Source organism: Streptomyces sp. NPDC017448, assembly GCF_044330565.1.
Lineage (GTDB): Bacteria > Actinomycetota > Actinomycetes > Streptomycetales > Streptomycetaceae > Streptomyces.
Genome location: NZ_JBIRLM010000001.1, coordinates 709,640 through 731,290 on the forward strand (window position 1 = coordinate 709,640; position 21,651 = coordinate 731,290).

Sequence of the window (21,651 nt, forward strand, 5' to 3'; positions counted from 1 at the left end):
CCGGTCCACCGTACGACGTCTTGATGAAAAGTTTGTGACACCTTCAATAAAGCTACTCGGATAAGTAGTTTTATTGACCAGGTTGATCAGTATGGTGTTCGACGGGGTTCGGGTTGGTCCCGGCCTCCGGTGTGGCCGAAAGAGTCGGCGAGAATTCCTGTGGAAGGTGTTGCAGTGATGTCCGATCATGGCTTTGCGCTTACTTCTTACCAGCGGGACATCTGGGTATCGGAGTCCGTCGAGAACCCCGACCCGCAGTTCAACGTGGTCTACGAGGAGGAGATCGGATCCGATGTGGACGCCGGCACCCTCGCGGTCTGCCTGGAGCGGGTCCTCCGGCGCAACGACGCCTTCGCCCTGCGCTTCGACGAACAGGACGGAGTGCCCGTCCAGTGGTTCCACCACGGCGCGGACGCGGACGGCGCGGAGGACGGTGCGGCGGTGACGGTCGTCGACTTCTCCGGTGCGAGCGACCCGGCCGCGGCGCGCGCCGCCTGGCAGGCACGCTCACTGACCCGTCCGTTCGCCCTGCGCCGCTCACGCATGGTCGACGCCGCGCTCTTAACGACCGGTGCGGGACCCGCGCTGCTGCACCTGAAGGCGCATCACCTCATAGCCGACGCCTGGGCGCTCAACCAGGTCAGCCTCCAGCTGTGGACGGAGTACGACCGCGCCCGGGCCGCCGGTGACACCTCCGGCACCTCCACGGACGGCCCCGCGGCGACCCCGTCCTTCCACCGACTGGCCGAGGCGGACCTCGCCTACCGCCGCTCCGGCGCGTACGAGAGCGACCGGGCCTTCCACCGCACCGCGCTGCGGGGCGCCGCCCCCGCCCTCTTCGCACGTAACCGGACGCGGACGGCCGACGCCCGGCCCCGGGTCCGCCACTCGTTCACCGTGGACGCCGCTCTGACCGCCCGCGTCCGCCGGCAGGGCGGCTCCCCCTTCGCCTTCCTCGCGGCGGCCCTCGGCACGTACCTGGCCAGGATTCACCGCGCCGAGGAGGTCGTCCTCGGCATCCCCTTCCGCAACCGGTCCACGGACGCCGAACTCACCACCGTCGGGCAGCGGGCGAACAGCCTCCCGGTGCGCGTCGCACCTCGTCCCGGGGCCGGCCTGCGTGAACTGGCGCAGCGGGTCCGCGCCGACACCGACGCGCTGCGTGCCCGTGCGAGGCTCGCGCTCGGCGACGTCCTGCGCGAAGTCCCGGCCGCCGCGGACGGCTCGCGGAAGCTCTTCGACGTCACGCTCTCGTACATGCGCCACCCCCGTCCGGACGGACGGTCCCACGGCATCGTGCTCGCTCCGGTGCACGTCCAGGACGCGCTGTCCGTCATGGTCAACGTCCTCGACGACGGGAGCCTGCGGATCGACCTCGACGGAGCCGCCGACGTCTTCGACGACGATCTCCCCCTCCCCGCCGTGGCCGGACACCTCCTCACCCTGCTGGAGAGCGGGGCCGCCGACCCGGAGCGCCCCGCCGAGGCCCTGCCCCTGACGGACGAGGCCGAGCGGCAGCGGATCCTCGCGCGGAGCCGGGGCCCCGTGGTCCCCCACGCCCGGGACCGGACGCTCCACGACCTGATCTCCGAGCAGGCCGCCCGGACGCCGGGCCGGGTGGCCGTACGGCCCGCCGACGGCTCCGCCCCGCTCACCTACGGGGAGCTGGACGCCCTCTCGGACCGGGTGGCGCGAGGGCTGCGCGCCCGCGGTGTCGGCGACGAGGACCGGGTCGCCGTGGTGATGGAACGCAGCCCGCAACTGATCGCCGTACTGCTCGGGGTGCTCAAGGCCGGCGGCGCCTACGTGCCGGTGGACCCCGGGTACCCGGCCGAGCGCATCGCCCTGCTGCTCCGCGACAGCCGCGCCCGTGCCGTGCTCGTGGACGCGGGATCGCCGCTTCCGCCGGCCGGGGACGGGGCCCCGGTGCTCAGCGTCGACGAACTGGTGGAGAGCCCCGCCGCCCCCTTCGCACCGTCGGCGGACGCCCGCGGCCTCGCCTACGTCATCTACACCTCCGGCTCCACCGGCACGCCCAAGGGCGTCATGGTCGAGCACCGCTCGGTGGTCAACCGGCTGGCCTGGATGCAGAGCCGGTACCCGATCGGGGCCGACGACGTACTGCTGCAGAAGACGCCCATCTCGTTCGACGTCTCGGTGTGGGAACTCTTCTGGTGGGCGATCGAGGGCGCCGGCCTGTCGCTCCTGCCGCCGGAGGGCCAGAAGGACCCGCGCGTCATCCTGGAGAGCGTCGCCCGCGACCGGGTCACCACGGCGCACTTCGTTCCCTCGATGCTCGGACCGTTCCTGGACCTGCTGGAGGACCGCCCGGACCTGCGCGCGGGGGCGGCCTCGCTGCGCCAGGTGTTCTGCAGCGGCGAAGCACTGCCCGCGGCACTGGTCGAGCAGTTCGGCCGCGTCTTCGGCGGACACGGAACGTCCCCGGAGCTGGTGAACCTCTACGGGCCGACCGAGGCCACCGTCGACGTGTCCTTCTACGACTGCCCCACCGGCGCCGGGACCCCCGTCACCCGGGTGCCCATCGGCCGGCCGGTCGACAACACGCAGCTGTACGTGCTCGACCCGCACGGAAACCTGCAGCCTGCAGGGGTTCCGGGCGAGCTGTGCATCGGCGGTGTCCAGGTCGCCCGCGGCTATCTGGACCGCCCGGAGCTCACCGCGGAGAAGTTCGTCGACGACCCCTTCACTCCCGGGGGACGCGTCTACCGCACCGGTGACCTGGCCCGGTGGCTCGCCGACGGCACCGTCGAGTACCTCGGGCGGATGGACGGCCAGGTGAAGATCCGCGGCAACCGCGTGGAGCTCGGCGAGGTGCAGCACCAGCTCGCCCGGGTGCCGGGCGTCCGCACCGCTCTGGTGGTGGACCGCCACACCCCCGGGCGCGGCACCCACCTGGTGGCCTACTACGTCTCCGACGCGGAGCTGGACGGGCACCGCCTGGAAGCCGAACTCGCCGCGGTGCTCCCCGCCTTCATGGTCCCCGCCCACTTCGTACGGATCGACCGGGTGCCGCTCACGCCGAACGGCAAGGCCGACCGGCGCGCGCTGCCGGAACCGGTGACGGCCCGCGCGCCCGAGTCCCCGGCGGAACCCGCCCGCAACGCCGTGGAGGAGACGCTCGCGGCCGTCTGGGCCGACGTGCTCGAACGGGACGCGGTGGGCATCCACGACGACTACTTCGCGCTCGGCGGCGACTCCATCACCATGCTGCGGATCCGCGCGCTGGCCGAGAAGCAGGGCGTCCACTTCGCCCTCGACGACCTGGTGCGGCACCCCACGGTCGCGGCGCTGGCGGAACGGGCCACCACGGGACCGCCCGGCGGATCCAGGCGGCTTGAGCCGTTCGAGCTGGTCTCCGGTGTGGACCGGGCCCGGCTGGCGGGCAGGGAGGACGCCTACCCCCTCACCCGGATGCAGCTCGGGCTGATCTACCACAGCCGGGCGCAGGAGGGCTCCGCCGTCTACCACGACGTCTTCCGGTACAGCTTCACCTTCGGATGGGACGCGGAGAAGTTCCGGCAGGCGTTCGAGCGGCTGACGGCGCGCCATCCCGTCCTGCGCTCCGCGTTCGACCTCGGCGGCCTCACCGAGCCGCTCCAGATCGTGGACCGCACGGTCCCGGACGCCCTGCGGATCGTCGACCTGCGCGACCGCGACGCGGCGGACGCGGAGGCCGAGATCGACGCCCACGTCGACGAACGCCGCTACCACCGGTACGACATGGAGCGGCCCCCGCTCCACCACTTCCGGGTGCACGTGCTGCCGGAGACCGTCGAGCTGGTGCTCAGCTTCCACCACGCGATCCTCGACGGCGGCAGCGTCGCCAACCTGGTGCGGGAACTGCTCCAGGACTACCTGTACAGCCTGGGCCTGGACATCCCGGCAGTCCCCGTACGGGATCTGCCCTCGCCCGCCCACCACGCGCTCGCCGAACGCACCGCGCTGGGGTCCCCGCAGAGCAAGGAGTTCTGGAGCCGTTACGTCGAGGGCAGCGAGCTGCTGCGCCTGGAGTCGTTCCGGCAGCACGAGGCGCCCGGCCCCGACGACCTGATCACCCGCGTCATCGACCTGCCGGACGCCCTGACCGCCGAGGCCCGCGCCTTCGCCCGGAGCCGGCAACTGCCCATGAAGTCCGTGCTGTTCGCGGTGCACGTCCTGGCGCTGCGCCTCTACTCCGGCACCGAGGACGTCACCACCGGCCTGGTCACCCACGGACGTCCCGAGTACGAGGACGCCGACCGGATCGCCGGGCTGTTCCTGAACACCCTCCCGGTCCGCGTCAACACCGCGCAGGCCACCTGGTCGGACGTGGTGGAGGAGGCGTTGCGCCAGGAGCGGGCCACCTACCCGCACCGCCGCTACCCCCTCAGCGCCATCCAGGAGGACCTGGGCGCCACGGTCCTGGAGACGGCCTTCAACTACATCCACTTCCGGCAGCTGACCGAGGTGTTCGAGCTGCCCGGGGTGTCCATGAGGTCCTTCCGGACCTGGGAGGAGACCAACTTCCAGCTCCTGGTCAACGCCATGACCAGCCCGGTCGACGAGAGCATCAGGCTGCGGATCGACTGCCACGGCCGCACCTTCACCCCCGCGCAGGCCGACCTGTACGCCGAGGGTTTCACCGCCGTCCTGGCACACCTGGTCCGCCACCCGGACGAGCCGGCCGATGTGGGGCTGCTGCGGGCGCCCGCCGCCGCCGTGCCCGTCCGTACCGCGGAAGAGCCGTTCAGGGACGTGGTCACAGCCGTACGGGAGCAGACGCTGCGCACCCCCGGCGCGACGGCCGTGATCTTCGGCCGGGAGAAGCGGAGCTACGCCGAACTCGCGGCGGACTCCGACCGGGTGGCCCGTCGGCTCATCGCCCTCGGCACCCGGCCGGGGGACCGGATCGGGATCGCGGTGGGCCGTTCGCCCGACACCGTCGCGGTGATCCTCGGGGTGATGAAGGCGGGCGCCGCGACGGTCCCGTTGGACCTCGGCTACCCGGTCGAGCGGCTCCTGGACATGGTGGAGCAGGCCGACCCCTTCCGCATCATCACCGGAGTCGAACAGCCGGACGGCCTGGGAAGGCGCACGCCCCTGGTTCCGGCGGCCGACCTGCTCGCCGCCGCCCCAGGGGACAGCGACGGCGCCCCGGACGGGCTCCCTCCGATCGCGCCGGAGGACACCGCGTACATCCTCTTCACCTCCGGTTCCACCGGCAGGCCCAAGGGCGTCGTCCAGTCGCACCGGACCCTCGGACGCCTGATCGCCTGGCAGAACAGCATCCCCAGCGGGGTCACCGGCGGTGTCACCGCGCAGTACGCGCCGATGAGCTTCGACGTCTCCTTCCAGGAGATCTTCTCCACGCTCTGCGGTGGCGGCGCCCTGCTCGTCCTCGCCGAGGAGCAGCGCCGCGACATGCCGGCTCTGCTGCGGCTGCTGGACGACGAGGGCGTGGAGCGGGTCTGCCTGCCGTATGTGGCACTCCAGCAGCTCGCGGAGACCTCCGTCGCGCTGGGACTGGTGCCCCGCCACCTCAAGGCGCTGCTCTCCTCCGGCGAGCAACTGCGGATCACCGACGAGATCCGCACCCTGTGCGCCGGAATACCCGGGGTGATCCTGGAGAACCAGTACGGTCCGACCGAGTCGCACGTCGTCACCAGCCACACCATGACCGGCGACCCGGCCGGCTTCCCGGCGATGCCGCCCATCGGCACCGCCATCGACGGCAGCCGGGCGTACGTCCTGGACGGCCGGCTGCGACCGGTGGCCGCCGGGGTGCAGGGCGAGATCTACCTGGCCGGGTCCTGCCTGGCCGACGGTTACGTGGGCCTGCCCGAGCTGACCGAGGAACGCTTCCTCCCGCACCCCTTCGGGGCCCCGGGCGAGCGGCTCTACCGGACCGGCGACCTCGGCTTCACGCTCCCGGGCGGGGAGATCGTCTGCCTGGGCCGGGCGGACTCCCAGGTCAAGGTGCGCGGCTACCGGGTGGAGCCCTCCGAGGTGGAGCTGGCGATCACCGGTTTCCTGCCCGACCACCCGGGACTGACCGAAGCGGCCGTCGTCGCCCGGCGGCGGGGGGACGACGAGGTGTTCCTGGCCGCCTTCCTGGTGGGCCGGTTCTCCGACACCGGACGGGACCTGCTGGACAAGCAACTGCGCACCGTGCTGCCCGAGTACATGGTGCCCTCGTACTACCAGGTCCTGGACGCGCTGCCCCTGACCCCGAGCGGGAAGCGGGACGACGCGCGCCTGCGGCGGGCCCCGCTCGCCGCGAGCACCACCCATGACGCCACCCCGCCGCGCGACGCGTACGAGCGGACGCTGGCCGAGATCGTCCGTGACCACCTCCAGCTGCCCGAGCTCGGTGTGCACCAGAACTTCTTCGACCTCGGCGGCACCTCGCTCACCGCGATGCGCCTGGTGGTCGTCATCGAGCAGCGCTACGGCATCAACGTCCCCATGTCGGAGTTCGTCTCGGCGCCGACCGTCGCGGCCCTGGCCGCGAAGCTGCGGGACGGCGGGGCGGCGAAGGAGTTCGACCCGCTCGTCCCGATCCGCCAGGACGGCTCCAAGACGCCGATGTTCTTCGTCCACCCCATGGGCGGCAACGTGCTCTGCTACCTCCGGTACGCCGCCCACCTCCCCGCCGACCAGCCCTTCTACGCGCTCCAGGCGGCCGGTGTCGACGCGGGCACCGAACCGCTGGGCACGGTCGAGGAGATCGCGGCCCGGTACATCGAGTCGATACGCCGGGTCCAGCCCACCGGCCCGTACGTGATCGGCGGTTGGTCCTTCGGCGGGTTCGTGGCCTTCGAGATCGCCCGTCAGCTGCGTGCGGCGGGGGAGGAGATCCAGCGTCTGGTCCTGCTGGACACCACAGCCCTCAACCCGGGCCGCCGGCTGACGACGGACGACGACGCCCTGTTGGGCTGGTTCTTCTGGGAGCTGCTGTGGCTCCAGCGGGGCGGGGACTCGCCCCTGGAGCTGATCCCCGCCGACCTGGTGACGCTGGAGCAGAAGTTCGACTTCATCGCCCAGCTCGCCATCGACGAGGGCGTGCTCCCCGTCGGCAGCACGGGCACGATCGTGCGGCGCCTGTTCCACGTGTACGAGGCGAACTGGCGTGCGGCGTTCGACTACCGGCCCGAGCCGGTCGAGCAGGACATGGTGCTCATCCGGGCCACGGAACCGCTGCCCGAGGTCCTCGACTCCATGCACACCGCCATCGACAGCATGCACAGGGACCCCTCGAACGGATGGCGGGAGCGTACGAGCGGCGAACTCGACGTCGTCGTCGTCCCCGGAGACCACCTCACCATCATGGAAGAGCCGCACATCGGCCACATGGTCAGGACCGTCAACGAACTGATCGGGCACTGAGATGACGACACCGCGAACGAACCACACGGCAGGCGGAGCATCCGGACGGCGCAGGGCGCTCGTCGTCGGCGCGGGGATCGGCGGGCTCACCGCCGCCGTCGCCCTGCGCGCGGCGGGCCTCGACGTCGAGGTCTACGAGAGGGCGGGCGAGCTGAGGGCCGCGGGCTCGGGCCTCTCCGTGATGAGCAACGCCGTCACGGCCCTCGAATCGCTCGGCCTCGGCATCGACCTGGCCAAACGCGGCAGCGTGCTGGAGTCGTACCACGTCCGAACCGCGAAGGGCCGCCTCATCCGCGAGTTCCCCTTCCCCGAGATCATCGGCAGGCTGGGCGTGCCCAGCGTGCTGATCACCCGCTCCGACCTCCAGCAGGCACTGCTCGACGCGGCCTCGGGCATCCCGGTCCACCTCGGCGCCCAGGCCACCGGATACGAGAACGAGGCGGGCGGCGGCGTACGGGTCGACTTCGCCGACGGCTCCGAGGCGCGCGGGGACGTCCTCATCGGCGCGGACGGCTTCCACTCGGTGGTCCGCCGTCAACTGGCCGGACCCGAGGAGTCCATGGACAGCGGCTACATCTGCTGGCTGGCCGTCGTTCCCTTCTCCCACCCCGACTTCGCCCCCGGTTCGGTCACCCACTACTGGGGCAGCGGAAGCCGCTTCGGCCTCGTCGACATGGGGGGCGGACGCCTGTACTGGTGGGGCACCAAGAACATGCCCACGGAGGAGTCCCACGACTGGAAGGGCTCCAAGGCCGACGTGCAACGGGCCTACGCGGGGTGGGCCGACGTCGTCCAGGAAGCCGTCCGGGCCACCCCCGAGGAGGACATCCTGGCCGTACCCTCCCGCGACCGGGTCTTTCTGGAGCGCTGGGGGGAGGGGCCGGTCACCCTCCTCGGCGACGCCGCACACCCGATGCTCACCAGCCTGGGCCAGGGCTCGTGCATGGCCATCGAGGACGCCGTCGTACTCGGACAACGGCTCGCCGGGGCCGCCGACATACCGGCGGCGTTGCGTCGATACGAGGACGACCGCCGCGAGCGGACCCGCGCCCTGGTGGCCGCCTCCCGTGCCATCAGCACCTTCGAACAGTCCGAGAACCCCGTCCGCAGGCCGGTCCGGGACGCCTACTTCAAGTTCCTGCCGAAGCGACGGCTCGTCCGCACGCTGGAGAGCGCCCTCACCTACCCCGCCCCCGCCACCGGCCGGCCCGACACCGAGGAGCGACCGTGACCCCCCGCCCAGCGAAATTCCTCCCTCCCGGGGACAAGTGCGTCCTGGTGACGGGGGCGTCGTCCGGCCTCGGGCGTGCCTGCGCACTCCAACTGGCCCGGGTGGGCTTCCGGGTCTTCGCCGGCGTCCGCAGGCTCCCGCAGGGAGAGGAGCTGGCGGCCCTGTCGCCGTCCGGGCGCATCCGGCCCGTACGGATCGACGTCACCGACGAGGAGTCGGTGGCCGCCGCGGTCAAGGAGATCACCGGGGAAACCGGCGGGGCCGGACTCTGGGGGCTCGTCAACAACGCGGGCATCGCGGTGTCCGCCCCGCTGGAGTGCGTCACCCCGGAGCGGATGCGGCAGCAGTTCGACACCAACGTCATCGGACAGCTGACCGTGACCCAGGGCGCCCTGCCGCTGCTGCGCCGCTCCGGCGGCCGCGTCGTCAACGTGACCTCCGGGCTCGGCAGCGTCGCCATGCCCTTCCTCGGCGCCTACGCGGCGGCCCAGTTCGCGAAGGAGGCCATGTCGGACGTACTGCGACGGGAGCTCCGGCGGTCCGGTGTGGGCGTCTGCGTCGTCCAGCCCGGGGCGATCACGACTCCGATCTGGGGCAAGCTGACCGACGCCGCCCGCCGGGACTTCGACGACGTCCCTCCCGAGGCGGCCGCGCCCTACCGCACCGCCTTCGGCCGCTTCCTCGACGCGAGCGACCAGCAGACCGACACCGGCACCCGTCCCGAGGACTTCGCCCGGACGGTCTTCCGCGCGCTGACGTCGGACCGGCCCCGTACGCGGTACCAGGTGGGCAAGGACGCCCGCTCGCTGTACCTCCTCAAGCGGGTGCTGTCGGACCGGGCGATGGACCGCCGGCTCCGAGCGATCACCGACTGACCGGCCCGACCCGACACGACACGAGCACCGGCCCCGACCGGGGCGGCAGGCGGGATCACCCCCCGCCGGCCGCCCCCTCCGCCCCGCGAGAAGCCGGACCGATGCCGGCGCGGGGCGGGGCGCACCGGCGTCTCATCCGATCCGGCCCCCTGGAGGGAACCCGCATGATCACCGCCCCGCCCGCGAGGACAGCCGCCGAACGCGCGCAGGAACTGCTGGAGCGTCACCGTACGACCCTCGAGAACGCCGTGACCGCGATCCGCACCCGGGAGTACTGGTCCCCCTATCCGGACGAGGCCGACGTCTACGGCGAGGCCGTCAGCGCCGCCGGGCACAAGACCTTCCAGGAGCTGCTGGACCGGGAGTTCACCTCGGACCAGCCGGGCCGGGACGGCACGGTCGGGCCGGCCCCGGCGGACGGAGGCGAACGCTCCCCCTACGGAATCGAGCTGGGCATCACCTACCCGCACGCCGACCCGGACGTGCTGCTGCCGGCCATGGAGGCGGCCATGCCCGGGTGGCGGGAGGCCGGCCCGTGGGGACGCGCGGCCGTGTGCGCCGAGATCCTCGACCGGATCAACGCCCGCTCCTTCGAACTCGCCCACGCCGCCGTCCACACCAGCGGCCACAACTTCCTCATGGCCTTCCACGCCGGAGCCGTACACGCCCAGGACCGGGGCATGGAGGCCGTGGCCTACGCGCTGCTGGAACAGACGCGGATGCCGGCCGAGGCGACCTGGAGCAAGCCGATGCCGGACGGCCGGATGTTCTCCCTCGCCAAGACCTTCACCGTGCTGCCACGCGGGGTGAGCCTGCTGATCGCCAACCGCGTCTTCCCCACCTGGAACGGCTACCCGGGCCTCTTCGCCTCTCTCGCCACCGGCAACGCCGTACTGGTCAAACCGCACCCGGGCGCCGTCCTCCCGCTGGCACTGACCGTCCGGATCGCCCGCCAGGTCCTGCGCGAATCCGGCTTCGACCCGAACCTCGTCGCCCTCGCCCCCGAGTACCCGGACGAACAGCTGGCGGCGACGCTGGCGCTGCGCCCGGAGGTCCGCATCGTCGACTACGCCGGCACGTCGGAGTTCGGCGACTGGCTGGAGGCCCATGCCCGCCAGGCCCGGGTCTTCACCGCCAAGTCCGCCGTCAACTCCATCCTCGTCGAATCCACCGCCGACTACCGCGGCATGCTGCACAACATCGCCTTCTCGTTCGCCCTCTACAGCGGTCAGCTCTGCACCAGCCCGCAGAACCTGCTCATCCCGAGGAACGGGATCGCCACGGAGGACGGCCACCGGAGCCACGCCGAGGTGGTGCGGGACCTGGCGGACACCATGACCGGCCTGCTGGCCGACGACGCGTCCGCGGTCGCCGTACTCGGGGCGCTGGTGGGGCCCGACGTCCTGGAGAGCGTCGAGCACGCCGCGTCCGGCCGGATCGGCCCGGTGGCCCTGGCGCCGCGCGCCGTCCGGCACCCCGACTTCCCGTCGGCGACCCTGCGTACCCCTGTCCTGGTCACGCTGGACGCCTCCCGGGAGGAGGACCGGAAGGTCTTCGGGCGCGAGTGGTTCGGTCCGGTCGCCTTCGCGGTGGCCGTGGACTCGGCCGCACACGGCGCCGAGCTGATGCGCGGCGTCACCCAGCGGGCCGGCGCGCTGTCCGTCGGCGTCCACACCACGTCCCGGGAGGTGGAGGCCCTCGTCGCCGACGTCTGCGAACGCGCGGGCGTGATGCTCTCGGTGAACCTGATGGGCGATTGGTTCATCACCCAGTCCGCCGTCTACTCCGACCTGCACAGCACGGGACTCAACCCCTCCGGCAACTCCGTCTACTGCGACGCCGCCTACGTGGTCGAACGCTTCCGCACGGTGGGAGTGCGCCGCTACGACAGCTCCCACTGACCCCGCCCCGGGGAACCGAGTCCGACCGTACCCACCACCCCGGCTCCGGCCGGTCCGCACGAGGAGAGACCCCTGACCAGCACTCTGCCCCAGCGAGGGAGGGACCTTGAGACCCGGCGCGTGCAGGAAGCGCTCGACTGCGCCTGCTCGGGCGTCAGCACCCTGGTGAACGTGGTGGGCCCCCGGGGAATGGGCAAGACCCGGATGCTCCAGGAGGCGGCGGAGACCGCCCGCAGGCGCGGTTTCCGCCTGCTGCGGGAGGAGCCGCGGCCGTCCGGGCACGGAGCAGCCGGCCACGACGTGCCCACGCTCGTCGTCGTCGACGAGCCCTCCCGGCCCGGGCGGGAGCCGGGCCGGGAACGTCTCCGCCCCAGCCCCGGCGGCCGCACCGTGTGGATGACGGCCACCCCGCCGGGCACGCCGCCCCGCCGGGCCCACGGCATCGACGTGCCGCCCTTCCTCTGCACGATGCGCCTCGTGCTCGGCCCGCTCTCCGACGGCGCGGCGCGCGCCCTGGCGTCCGACCTCCTCGACGCGCGGCCCGCCGCCCCGCTGCGGCGGATGCTGCAACAGGCCGGCGGGCACCCCGGGCTGTTGACCGAACTCGTGCGGGGCCTCCAGGAGGAGGGCAGCCTCCGGACGGTCTCCGGCGTGGCCGAGCTCGTCACCGGCCGCGTCTCCGAACAGGCCCGCTTCTACGTCCGGGACGCCCTCGCCGAGTGCTCCGGACTCTGCCGTCAACTCCTGTGCCTCGTAGCGGTGCTGGACGAGGAGTCCGGCCCCGAGGTCCTCGCCCCGCTGCTCGGCATCTCCACCGTCGCCCTGATCCCGGTGCTGGAGGAGGCATACACGACCGGGCTGCTCCACGACGCGGACGGCCGGCCCGCCTTCGTCAGCGTGCTCGCGCGCTCCACGGTCGCCGAGACGGTCCCCCGCGCGCTGCGGACGGCGTTGTGCCGTGAGCGGGAGGCGCTGGCCCGGCCGCCCGCGGCCGGACCGCCCCGTACCGAGGAACCGGGCCCGCTCCTCGACGGGAGACAGGTCCTGATGCTGCGGATGGTGTCCGAGGGCCTGACCAACCAGGAGATGGGCACCCGGCTCGGACTGTCCCCCCACACCGTGAACTACCACCTCCGCAAACTGTTCCGGGCCTTCGGCGTGGGCTCCAGGATCGACCTGCTCAACGCCGCCCGGAGGGCGGGCCCCCCGGTCGTCCCGGACCCGCCTGAGCGGGAATGAGCCGGTCCCCGCCCACCCGCCACCCGCCCCCGTCCACCCGCCCCCCTTCCCCGTACCCCTGCCCGACGGAGAGACCGCTGTGACCGATCTGCTTCTGCCCCGTACCTGGCCCCACCACGACGTACCCGCCGCGGACCGCCGCTCCGGCTGGCTGCGCGACGCACTGGCGAAGGAGCCGGAGGACGGCCGGTCGCCTGCGCTGGAGGACGAACTCACCTGCGACGTCTGCATCGTCGGCGGAGGGTTCACCGGCCTGTGGACCGCCATCGAGATTGCCCGCAGGTCACCCGGCACCGATGTGGTGCTGATCGAGGCGGACCTCTGCGGCAGCGGCGCCAGCGGTGCCAACGCGGGCTTCCTGATGCCGATGTGGGCCCGGTTCAGCAGCCTGGTCGCCATCGGCGACGTGGAGGAGGCCCGGCGCATAGCGGAGGCCTCGGCACGGGCGGTCGACGAGATCCTCGACTTCGCCGACGAGCACGTCATCGACATCGAGCACCGGCGGGGGGCGTGGCTGCTGGCCGCGTCGTCCCCCGCCCAGCGCGGGGCCTGGCGCCAGACCCTGGTGGACCTGCGCCGGGCCGGCGTCGAGCCCCTGCACCAGGTCTCCGCGACCGAGGCGAGGGCCGCGGTCGGCGTCGAGAGCCACTACGGAGGAGTGATCGATCCGGGCTGCGCGACCCTGCAGCCCGCCAAGCTGGCCCGCGGACTGCGCCGCGTGGCCCTGGACGCCGGCGTCCGCATCCATGAGCGGACCCCCCTGCTCGCCCTGCGGCCGGGCCGCAGGACCCGGGCGGTCACTCCGTACGGGAGCGTCCTCGCCGACAAGGTGGTGCTGGCCATCAACGCCTGGGCGTCCTCCCTGGAGGACCTGGGCCGCAAGATGGTGACCATAGCCAGCGACACCCTGCTGACCTCCCCCGTGCCGGCCGAGCTGGACGCGTTGGGCTGGGACGAGGGCGTCTCGGTCTGCGACGCCCGGAGGCGGCTGAACTACTACCGCAGGACCCCGGACGGCCGGCTGCTCTTCGGCAAGGGCGGCGCCGGCATGACGTACGGCGACTCCTCCCCGAGCACGCAGTGGGGGCCGCCCCTGCGGATGGCCGAGATGCGCCGCCACCTCGCCAGGCTCTTCCCCTCGCTCGCCGACGCGCCCGTCGACGCGGCCTGGACCGCCCCGGTCGAGTACTCCGTCACCTCGCTGCCGTTCGCCGGCTGGCTCCGCTCCGTCCCGAACGCCTGCTACGCGACCGGCTACTCCGGTGACGGCGTGGGGCCCTCGCGCCTGATGGCCCGGGTCCTCGCCTCGTTCGCGCTCGGGGTCACCGACGATTGGAGCCGCTCGGCCCTGGCCCGTACGCCCGGGGGCTGGATACCGCCGGACCCGCTGCGGTCCGCGGGAGCGAGCCTCCTGCTGCCCGCCCTCCGCGCCGTGGAGGACCACGAGGACCGGGGCGGACGGACCCCGGGCCTGCTCAAGCGGCTGGTCTCGACCGACCCCTCGGCCTTCCGCGCCCGCCGCGCCGCGGGCAGGAGGTGACTTCCGCGCCCGCCGCGCCGCGAACGGAAGCGAAGGCCCGGTGATCAGTGCGGCAGCGTCGCCGGGCTGCCGCCGTTCGCCTCGTACCCCGCGACCGCCAGCGCCCGGTAGACCGCGTACTGCGCCGCCGGATCCGGCTCCGCCGTCCACGGCAGCGCGCCCACGTGGCCGTCGACCCGCACCAACTGGTGCATCGCCTCCGACCAGCGCTCCATGTGGACCAGGAACAGCACCAGCAGATGGCGCACGTGCGCCAGCATCGGGTCGTCCGGGCGAGCCGCGTGCACCGCGAACATCGCGCCCTCGACCGCCTTCGTCACCACCTGGCTGCGGTAGAAGCCCTGCACCAGGTTGACCTCCGGCAGATGCTCGTACACCGCGAACAGCGGCAGCGCGGCGAGCAACGAACCCTGCGGGGCGCGGGCGGCGGCGGCCGTCGCGAACGCCTCCGCCTCCTTGCGCGAGCCGTGCCACTTCTCGCAGTGGAAGTGCAGCGCCGCGATGTGCGCGCCCATGTGGGCCGGGGCGCGGTCGATGATCTTCGCCCAGAGCCGGTCGAACTGCTCCGGGGTGTAGCCCAGGCCCCGGGCCACCGCCAGCTCCACGATGTACGGGACGGGGTCGCCCGGCGCCAGCAGCGCCGCCTCGCCGCAGACCGTACGGGCCTCCTCCAGGATGATCCGGAAGTCGTCGCTCCCCGCCGCCGAGGACCGCCACGCCTGCTGCACCAGGAACTCCGCGTGCACCGCCGCACCGCCCGCGTCCTTCGGGGCCTCCGCACGCCAGGCCCGCAGCCACGCCCCGCCGGCCCCGGGCCGCTGCGCCAGCTCCAGCGAGGCCGCGCCCGCGAACGCCTGCACCCGCTGCCAGCGCACCTCGCCCTCCTTCGGCGTACCCGCCAGCAGCTGGGAGGCGGCCCGCCACTGCTGGGTGCCCTGGACCACGGCGAGCACGTCGAGGAGGTCCTGGTCGGGGCCCGGCATCCGGACGTCCAGCTCCTCCTGGCGGGCGAAGCCGTACGCGTCCGGGTCGGCCGCGTCCGGCGAACCGGGGGCGACCTGGCGGATACCGCCCCGACGGCGCATCACCCACGGGCCGATCACGGCGGCGAGCATGCACATCGCGAGCAGGAACAACAGAATCTCCATGGGCCCATTGTCCCCGGAACGGCGAGTGGCCGGTAAGCGCCCCAGGGGGCCTCCGGCGATCCCCCGGGGGGCGGGCGACGCGGAATCGCCGGATACCCCCTCCCGACGAACTACGCTCGGGGCCATGAGCGACCAGCACAGCTTCGAGACCCTCGCCATCCACGCGGGGAACACCGCCGACCCCCTCACCGGCGCGGTGGTCCCGCCGATCTACCAGGTGTCCACGTACAAGCAGGACGGCGTCGGCGGACTGCGCTCCGGCTACGAGTACAGCCGGAGCGCCAACCCCACCCGCACCGCCCTGGAGGAGAACCTCGCGGCCCTCGAAGGCGGCCGCCGCGGCCTCGCCTTCGCCTCCGGCCTCGCCGCCGAGGACTGCCTCCTGCGTACGCTGCTGACCCCCGGCGACCACGTGGTCATCCCGAACGACGCGTACGGCGGCACGTTCCGGCTGTTCGCGAAGGTCGCCTCGCGGTGGGGCGTGGAGTTCTCGGTGGCCGACACCTCGGACGTGGCCGCCGTACGGGCCGCGCTCACCCCGCGCACCAAGGCGGTCTGGGTGGAGACCCCGTCCAACCCGCTGCTCGGCATCACCGACATCGCCGCCGTGGCCCAGGTCGCCCGGGAGGCCGGGGCGCGCCTCGTCGTCGACAACACGTTCGCCTCGCCCTACCTCCAGCAGCCCCTCGCGCTCGGCGCGGACGTCGTCGTGCACTCCACCACCAAGTACATGGGCGGCCACTCCGACGTCGTCGGCGGCGCGCTGATCGTCGACGACCCGGAGCTGGCCGAGGAGCTGGCGTACCACCAGAACGCCATGGGCGCGGTCGCCGGACCGTTCGACGCCTGGCTGGTGCTGCGCGGCATCAAGACGCTCGCCGTCCGCATGGACCGGCACACCGAGAACGCCACCAAGGTCGCCGACCTGCTGACCCGGCACCCCAAGGTCTCCACGGTCCTCTACCCGGGGCTGCCCGAGCACCCCGGCCACGAGGTCGCCGCCAAGCAGATGAGGGCGTTCGGCGGGATGGTGTCCTTCCGCGTCGCCGGAGGCGAGGAGGCGGCGGTCGAGGTCTGCAACCGGGCGAAGCTGTTCACGCTCGGCGAGTCCCTCGGCGGGGTGGAGTCCCTGCTGGAGCACCCGGGCCGGATGACGCACGCCTCCGCCGCGGGCTCCCCGCTGGAGGTCCCGGCCGACCTGGTCCGCCTCTCCGTCGGCATCGAGAACGGCGACGACCTGCTCGCCGACCTCACCCAGGCACTGGGCTGACCCCGGGCGCGCCTACGGCGCCCGGCCACCCCGGGGCCGTGGTGCGGTGGGGCACGCCGCTCCCGGCGGGCCCTCCGCACCACGGCCCCGGCCCCTCACCAGCCCTCCAGCGGGGGAGTCACCTGGGCGGGCTCGGCCGTCCACGGCTGTTCGACACCGGCCCAGACGAGGACCGCGACCAGCGCCGCCGCCAGCGACCAGGCCGCCGCCCGCCCCACCGCCCGGCGCCACCGCAGCCGGCGCCCGCCCCGCCGGGCCGCCCGCGCCGCCAGGTCCGGCGGCAGCACCGGGTGCGGGCCGTCCAGCATCCGGCGGACCTGCTCCTCGCGCGGATCCCGGCGGTCCTCGCTCATGCCGTCTCCCGGGGGCCCGGGGCCGTGCCGCGGGGGCCCGGGGCCGTACTGCGGGGGCCCGGGGCCGTACTGCGGGGGGCGGGGCGTTCCGTACCGCTCCGGGCGGCGGACGCCGCGCCCCGCCCCCGCCCGGCCGACCGCAGCGCCGCCACCGCGCGGGCGCACACCGCGCGGACCCGGTCGTCCGGCAGCCCGAGGAGCGCCGCCGCCTGCTCCTCGCCGACCTCCTCGTACAGCCGCAGGACCAGCACCAGCCGTTCGACGGGGGACAGCCGGTCCAGCAGCCCGCCGCGCGGCCGCCGATGGCGCCGGGCCTCCCGGGCGAAGCGGAGGACCAGCTCCCGGCGGGCCAGGTCGTAGGGGTCGCCGCCGTGCAGCCGGTCCCAGTCCGCGTACGTACGCGCGAGCGCCGCGTGCAGCAGCCGCTCGGCCCGCGGGTACGCGCCGGGCGGCTGCGGCGGTTCGCCGGTGAGCAGCGTCGCCGTGTGCAGCAGACGGCCGCCCGCGCCCGCCACGAAGGCATCGAACTCCAGGGCGCGGAGCCGGTCCCGGTGCTCAGCCCGATCGCTCACGACCACATCCGAGCCCCGCCGCCCGGGCGCGGTCAAGAGGGGCGACACGACGGGTTGGCGGGGAGCCGCCCCCGCCCCCGTACCCGCCCCCGCTCCCGGCGATCAGCGGCGGCCGGCCGGCCGCTCAGCCGTGCGGGGCGGCCGGCCGGCCGCTCAGTCGTGCTGCGGCGGCCGGCTGTCCGCTCAGTCGTGCTGCGGCGGCTGGTGCGCGGCCTGGCGGGCGGCGAGCGATCCGTTGAAGCGGGTGAGCAGGGCGCAGAACGTGTCCCGCTCCTCCTCGGTCCAGCCGTCCGTCACCCGGGACATCAGCTCGCGCCGCGAGGCCCGCACCTCGTCGAGGCGGGCCTGGCCGCGCGGCGAGAGCTGGAGCACGACGGCCCGGCCGTCCTCCGGGTGCGAGGTGCGCTTGACCAGTCCGGTGTCGACGAGCGGCGCGACCTGCCGGGTCACCGTCGAGGAGTCGATGCCCATCCCGGCCGCCAGCGCCTTGACACCCATCGGCCCCTCCCGGTCGAGCCGGTTCAGCAGCAGGTACGCGGCCCGGTCCATCGAGTTGCGCACCTGGCCGACCCCGCCGAGACGGGTCTGCTCGGCACGGCGGGCGAAGACCGCCACCTGGTGCTGGAGCGCGTCCAGCAGGCCCTCGGGGCCCGGGTGTTCGGGGACGGCGCCCCCGGAAGGAGACGCAGCAGTCGTCATGTCCTGTGGGGGCATGGCCGGGGGCTCTCTTCGTGCGGAGTCGGATGGGTGGGGGACAGAGTACGCGGCCCCGGGGCAACGGGTACCAGTGCCGCACAAACCTGCGGACATCCCCGCAGGCCGCCACGGAACCAGTCGGCCGCGCCCCCTCGGAGCTGCAAGACTTGCGGTATGAACTTCCGCGCGACCGCCCGCCACCCGGCCCTGATCCTCGACGACGTCAGGGGCGCGCAGAAAATGCTGTCCGGAGTGGCGCGGACGACCGCCCTGGAGGGCAGCCGCCACCTGACCGAGCTGGTCGGCGCCCCGGTCCACCTCAAGTGCGAGAACCTCCAGCGCACCGGCTCCTTCAAACTGCGCGGCGCCTACGTCCGGATCTCCGGCCTCACCCCGGTGGAGCGGGCGGCCGGGGTCGTCGCCGCCAGCGCCGGGAACCACGCCCAGGGCGTCGCGCTCGCCTCCTCCCTCCTCGGGGTGCGCTCCACGGTCTTCATGCCGGTCGGGGCGCCCCTGCCCAAGGTCGCCGCGACCCGGGAGTACGGGGCCGAGGTGCGGCTGCGCGGCCAGGTCGTCGACGAGACCCTGGAAGCGGCCCAGCGGTACGCCGAGGAGACCGGCGCGGTCTTCATCCACCCCTTCGACCACCCCGACATCATCGCGGGCCAGGGCACCGTCGGACTGGAGATCCTGGAGCAGTGCCCCGAGGTCCGCACGATCGTCCTCGGCGTCGGCGGCGGCGGGTTCGCCGCGGGCGTCGCCGTCGCGGTGAAGGCCCTGCGCCCCGACGTACGCATCGTCGGCGTCCAGGCCGAGGGAGCCGCCTGCTACCCGCCCTCGCTGGCCGCCGGGCACCCCGTCGCGCTCGACTCCCCGACCACGATGGCCGACGGCATCAAGGTGGGCCGGCCCGGCGACGTACCGTTCCCGCTGATCGAGGAGCTGGTCGACGAGATCCGCACCGTCACCGAGGACGAACTGTCCAGCGCGCTGCTGCTCTGCCTGGAGCGGGCCAAGCTGGTCGTCGAACCGGCCGGCGCCAGCCCGGTGGCCGCGCTGCTCAGCGACCCGAAGGCGTTCCGGGGGCCGGTGGTCGCGGTGCTGTCCGGCGGCAACGTCGACCCCCTGCTGATGCAGCGCATCCTGCGGCACGGCATGTCCGCCGCCGGCCGCCACCTGAGCCTGCGGCTCCGCCTCACCGACCGGCCGGGGGCGCTGGCCGCCCTGCTGGCCACCCTGACCGTGGCCGACGCCAACGTCCTCGACATCAGCCATGTGCGCACCGACCCGCGCCTGGGGCTGACCGAGGCGGAGGTCGACCTGCGGCTGGAGACGAAGGGACCGCAGCACTGCGCGGACGTCGAAGCGGCCCTGCGCGAGGCCGGCTACCGGGTGATCAGCTGAGGCGCGCTCCGCGCCGATTGGCCGGATGTCGCCATTCACCGCGCGGTGCGGCCCCGCCAATCCTAGGATCGCCGGGTAGGCCCGTACGGGCACCGGATCCGTACGCGCGCGGTCATCCATGAGTGACGGGGGAGCCCCTCCATGCCAGGTGCGATCCATGCCGAGGGTCTGGTGAAGACCTTCGGCGACGTACGAGCCCTGGACGGCGTCGATCTCGATGTCCCCGAGGGCACCGTCCTCGGGCTGCTCGGTCCCAACGGCGCGGGCAAGACCACCGCCGTACGGGTGCTGACCACGCTGCTGCGCCCGGACAGCGGCACCGCCGTCGTGGCCGGGATCGACGTGCTGAAGAAGCCCAACGAGGTACGCCGCTCGATCGGGCTCTCCGGCCAGTTCGCTGCGGTCGACGAGTATCTGACCGGCCGCGAGAACCTCCAGATGGTCGGGCGGCTCTACCAGCTCGGCGCCCGGGACGCGAAGGCCCGCGCGACCGCCCTGCTGGAGCGGTTCAACCTCGGCGACGCCGCCGACCGCCCCGCCAAGACGTACTCCGGCGGGATGCGCCGCCGCCTCGACCTCGCGGCGGCACTGGTCGTCTCGCCGCCGGTGATGTTCATGGACGAGCCGACGACCGGACTCGACCCGCGCAACCGGCAGCAGCTCTGGGACGTGATCGAGGACCTGGTGGCGGGCGGGACGACCCTGCTGCTGACCACGCAGTACCTGGAGGAGGCCGACCGCCTCGCCAACGACATCTGCGTCATCGACCACGGCCGGGTCATCGCGCGCGGCACCTCCGACGAGCTGAAGGCCCGTACCGGCGGCGAGCGCGTCGAGGTCGTCGTGCGCCGGCCGGAGGAGATCGAGCGCGCCCGGACCGTGCTGACCGCCCTCGGCAAGGGCGAGGCCACCGTCGCCCAGCTCTCCCGCAAGCTGACCGCCCCGGTCAGCGGCGGGGCCAGACTGCTGGCCGAGATCATCCGCGACCTGGACGCCCAGGGCGTGGAGATCGACGACATCGCCCTGCGCAGGCCCACACTCGACGACGTCTTCCTCTCCCTCACCGGCCACGCCGCCGAGGCCCGGGAGAACGGGGACGCGGAGCCCGGCGAAGCCGGAGCGGAACGCCCCCGGGGCGCCCGCGGCAAGGAGGAGAACCGGTGAGCGCCACCGCCAAGGACGCCCCCACGTCGGCCCCCCGCCCCTCCGGGGGCCTCACGCAGTCGGTGAAGGACTCGCTGGTCGTCGCCGAGCGGAACCTGATCCGCATGACCCGCATCCCGGAGATGGTGATCTTCGGGCTGATCCAGCCGATCATGTTCGTGGTGCTCTTCACCTACGTCTTCGGCGGCTCCATCTCCATCGGCGGCTCCACCGACCCGCAGCTGTACAAGGAGTTCCTGATGGCGGGCATCTTCGCCCAGACCGTCACCTTCGCCACGGCGGGCGCCGGAGCGGGCATCGCCGACGACATGCACAAGGGGCTCATCGACCGCTTCCGGTCACTGCCCATGGCCCGGGGCGCGGTCCTCACCGGACGGACGCTCGCCGACCTCGTCCAGACCACGCTGACCCTCGTCGTCCTGGCCGGGGTCGCCCTGCTCGTCGGCTGGCGCACCCACGAGAACATCGGCAAGGTGCTCTGCGGCTTCCTGCTGCTGCTCTTCCTCGGCTACGCCTTCTCCTGGATCGGGGCGCTGATCGGCCTCTCCGTGCGCACCCCGGAGGCGGCGACCTCCGGCGGGCTGATCTGGCTGTTCCCGCTGACGTTCATCTCGAACGCCTTCGTCCCGGTCACCGGCATGCCGGTCTTCCTCCAGCACGTCGCCGAGTGGAACCCGTTCAGCGCCACGGTGGCGGGGGCCCGTGAGCTGTTCGGCAACACGATGCCCGGCGTGCCGAACTCCGTGACGGGGGCCTGGCCGATGGAGCACCCCGTCCTCGCCTCGCTCCTCTGGTCCGTGCTGATCATCGTGGTCTTCCGCACCCTCGCGGTCCGCAAGTACCGCTCGGCCGCAGCCTGAGAGCGCCGTACC

Annotated in this window: 14 protein-coding genes; 10 read left to right on the plus strand and 4 right to left on the minus strand. The window is 73.3% G+C overall.

The features are described from left to right. Positions 1-177 precede the first annotated feature (177 nt). The 6 genes from ACH4K1_RS03235 (at position 178) to ACH4K1_RS03260 (ending at position 14,172) form a co-directional block, all read left to right on the plus strand. Complete coding sequence (locus tag ACH4K1_RS03235) at positions 178-7,386, plus strand: amino acid adenylation domain-containing protein (protein ID WP_398085992.1); 7,209 nt, start codon at positions 178-180, stop codon at positions 7,384-7,386. 1 nt (position 7,387) lies between these two features. Continuing rightward, complete coding sequence (locus ACH4K1_RS03240) at positions 7,388-8,617, plus strand: FAD-dependent monooxygenase (RefSeq protein ID WP_398085995.1); 1,230 nt, start codon at positions 7,388-7,390, stop codon at positions 8,615-8,617. After that, positions 8,614-9,492: an SDR family oxidoreductase gene (locus ACH4K1_RS03245; RefSeq protein ID WP_398085998.1), complete on the plus strand. Its 879-nt coding sequence runs from the start codon at positions 8,614-8,616 to the stop codon at positions 9,490-9,492. The genes ACH4K1_RS03240 and ACH4K1_RS03245 overlap by 4 nt, the downstream gene beginning before the upstream one ends. A 164-nt stretch (positions 9,493-9,656) precedes the next feature. Continuing rightward, complete coding sequence (gene paaN / locus ACH4K1_RS03250) at positions 9,657-11,393, plus strand: phenylacetic acid degradation protein PaaN (RefSeq protein WP_398086000.1); 1,737 nt, start codon at positions 9,657-9,659, stop codon at positions 11,391-11,393. An 84-nt stretch (positions 11,394-11,477) separates the two neighbouring features. Then, positions 11,478-12,632, plus strand: a complete 1,155-nt coding sequence (locus tag ACH4K1_RS03255) for a LuxR C-terminal-related transcriptional regulator (protein WP_398086587.1) — start codon at positions 11,478-11,480, stop codon at positions 12,630-12,632. A gap of 79 nt (positions 12,633-12,711) precedes the next feature. Further along, on the plus strand, positions 12,712-14,172 hold the full coding sequence (locus ACH4K1_RS03260; RefSeq protein ID WP_398086002.1) for an NAD(P)/FAD-dependent oxidoreductase: 1,461 nt from the start codon (positions 12,712-12,714) through the stop codon (positions 14,170-14,172). A 44-nt stretch (positions 14,173-14,216) separates the two neighbouring features. Here ACH4K1_RS03260 and ACH4K1_RS03265 read toward each other — a convergent pair whose 3' ends face one another. Next, positions 14,217-15,320 (minus strand): hypothetical protein, encoded by a 1,104-nt coding sequence (locus ACH4K1_RS03265; RefSeq protein ID WP_398086005.1) that lies wholly within the window; start codon positions 15,318-15,320, stop codon positions 14,217-14,219. A 124-nt stretch (positions 15,321-15,444) separates the two neighbouring features. Between ACH4K1_RS03265 and ACH4K1_RS03270 the strand changes: the two genes are divergently transcribed. Then, complete coding sequence (locus ACH4K1_RS03270) at positions 15,445-16,590, plus strand: cystathionine gamma-synthase (RefSeq protein ID WP_398086007.1); 1,146 nt, start codon at positions 15,445-15,447, stop codon at positions 16,588-16,590. Between the two features lie 95 nt (positions 16,591-16,685). On the opposite strand, the gene ACH4K1_RS03275 is transcribed toward ACH4K1_RS03270, so the two are convergent. From ACH4K1_RS03275 to ACH4K1_RS03285, 3 genes are all read right to left on the minus strand, one after another. Next, positions 16,686-16,943: a hypothetical protein gene (locus ACH4K1_RS03275; protein ID WP_398086009.1), complete on the minus strand. Its 258-nt coding sequence runs from the start codon at positions 16,941-16,943 to the stop codon at positions 16,686-16,688. Beyond that, the gene (locus ACH4K1_RS03280; RefSeq protein WP_398086011.1) at positions 16,940-17,515 is read right to left on the minus strand and encodes a sigma factor-like helix-turn-helix DNA-binding protein; all 576 of its coding nucleotides are present in this window, start codon (positions 17,513-17,515) and stop codon (positions 16,940-16,942) included. Before ACH4K1_RS03280 ends, ACH4K1_RS03275 begins: the two co-directional genes overlap by 4 nt. A gap of 183 nt (positions 17,516-17,698) precedes the next feature. Beyond that, positions 17,699-18,229 carry a MarR family winged helix-turn-helix transcriptional regulator gene (locus ACH4K1_RS03285; protein WP_228990354.1) on the minus strand — a complete coding sequence of 177 codons (531 nt, stop codon included), beginning with the start codon at positions 18,227-18,229 and terminating at the stop codon, positions 17,699-17,701. 156 nt (positions 18,230-18,385) lie between these two features. On the opposite strand from ACH4K1_RS03285, the gene ilvA reads away from it, so the two are divergent. From ilvA to ACH4K1_RS03300, 3 genes are all read left to right on the plus strand, one after another. After that, complete coding sequence (gene ilvA, locus ACH4K1_RS03290) at positions 18,386-19,615, plus strand: threonine ammonia-lyase (protein WP_398086014.1); 1,230 nt, start codon at positions 18,386-18,388, stop codon at positions 19,613-19,615. A 141-nt stretch (positions 19,616-19,756) separates the two neighbouring features. Next, positions 19,757-20,779, plus strand: coding sequence for an ATP-binding cassette domain-containing protein (locus ACH4K1_RS03295; RefSeq protein ID WP_398086016.1), 1,023 nt, complete (start codon positions 19,757-19,759; stop codon positions 20,777-20,779). Continuing rightward, positions 20,776-21,639, plus strand: coding sequence for an ABC transporter permease (locus tag ACH4K1_RS03300; protein ID WP_398086018.1), 864 nt, complete (start codon positions 20,776-20,778; stop codon positions 21,637-21,639). Before ACH4K1_RS03295 ends, ACH4K1_RS03300 begins: the two co-directional genes overlap by 4 nt. Positions 21,640-21,651 lie beyond the last annotated feature (12 nt).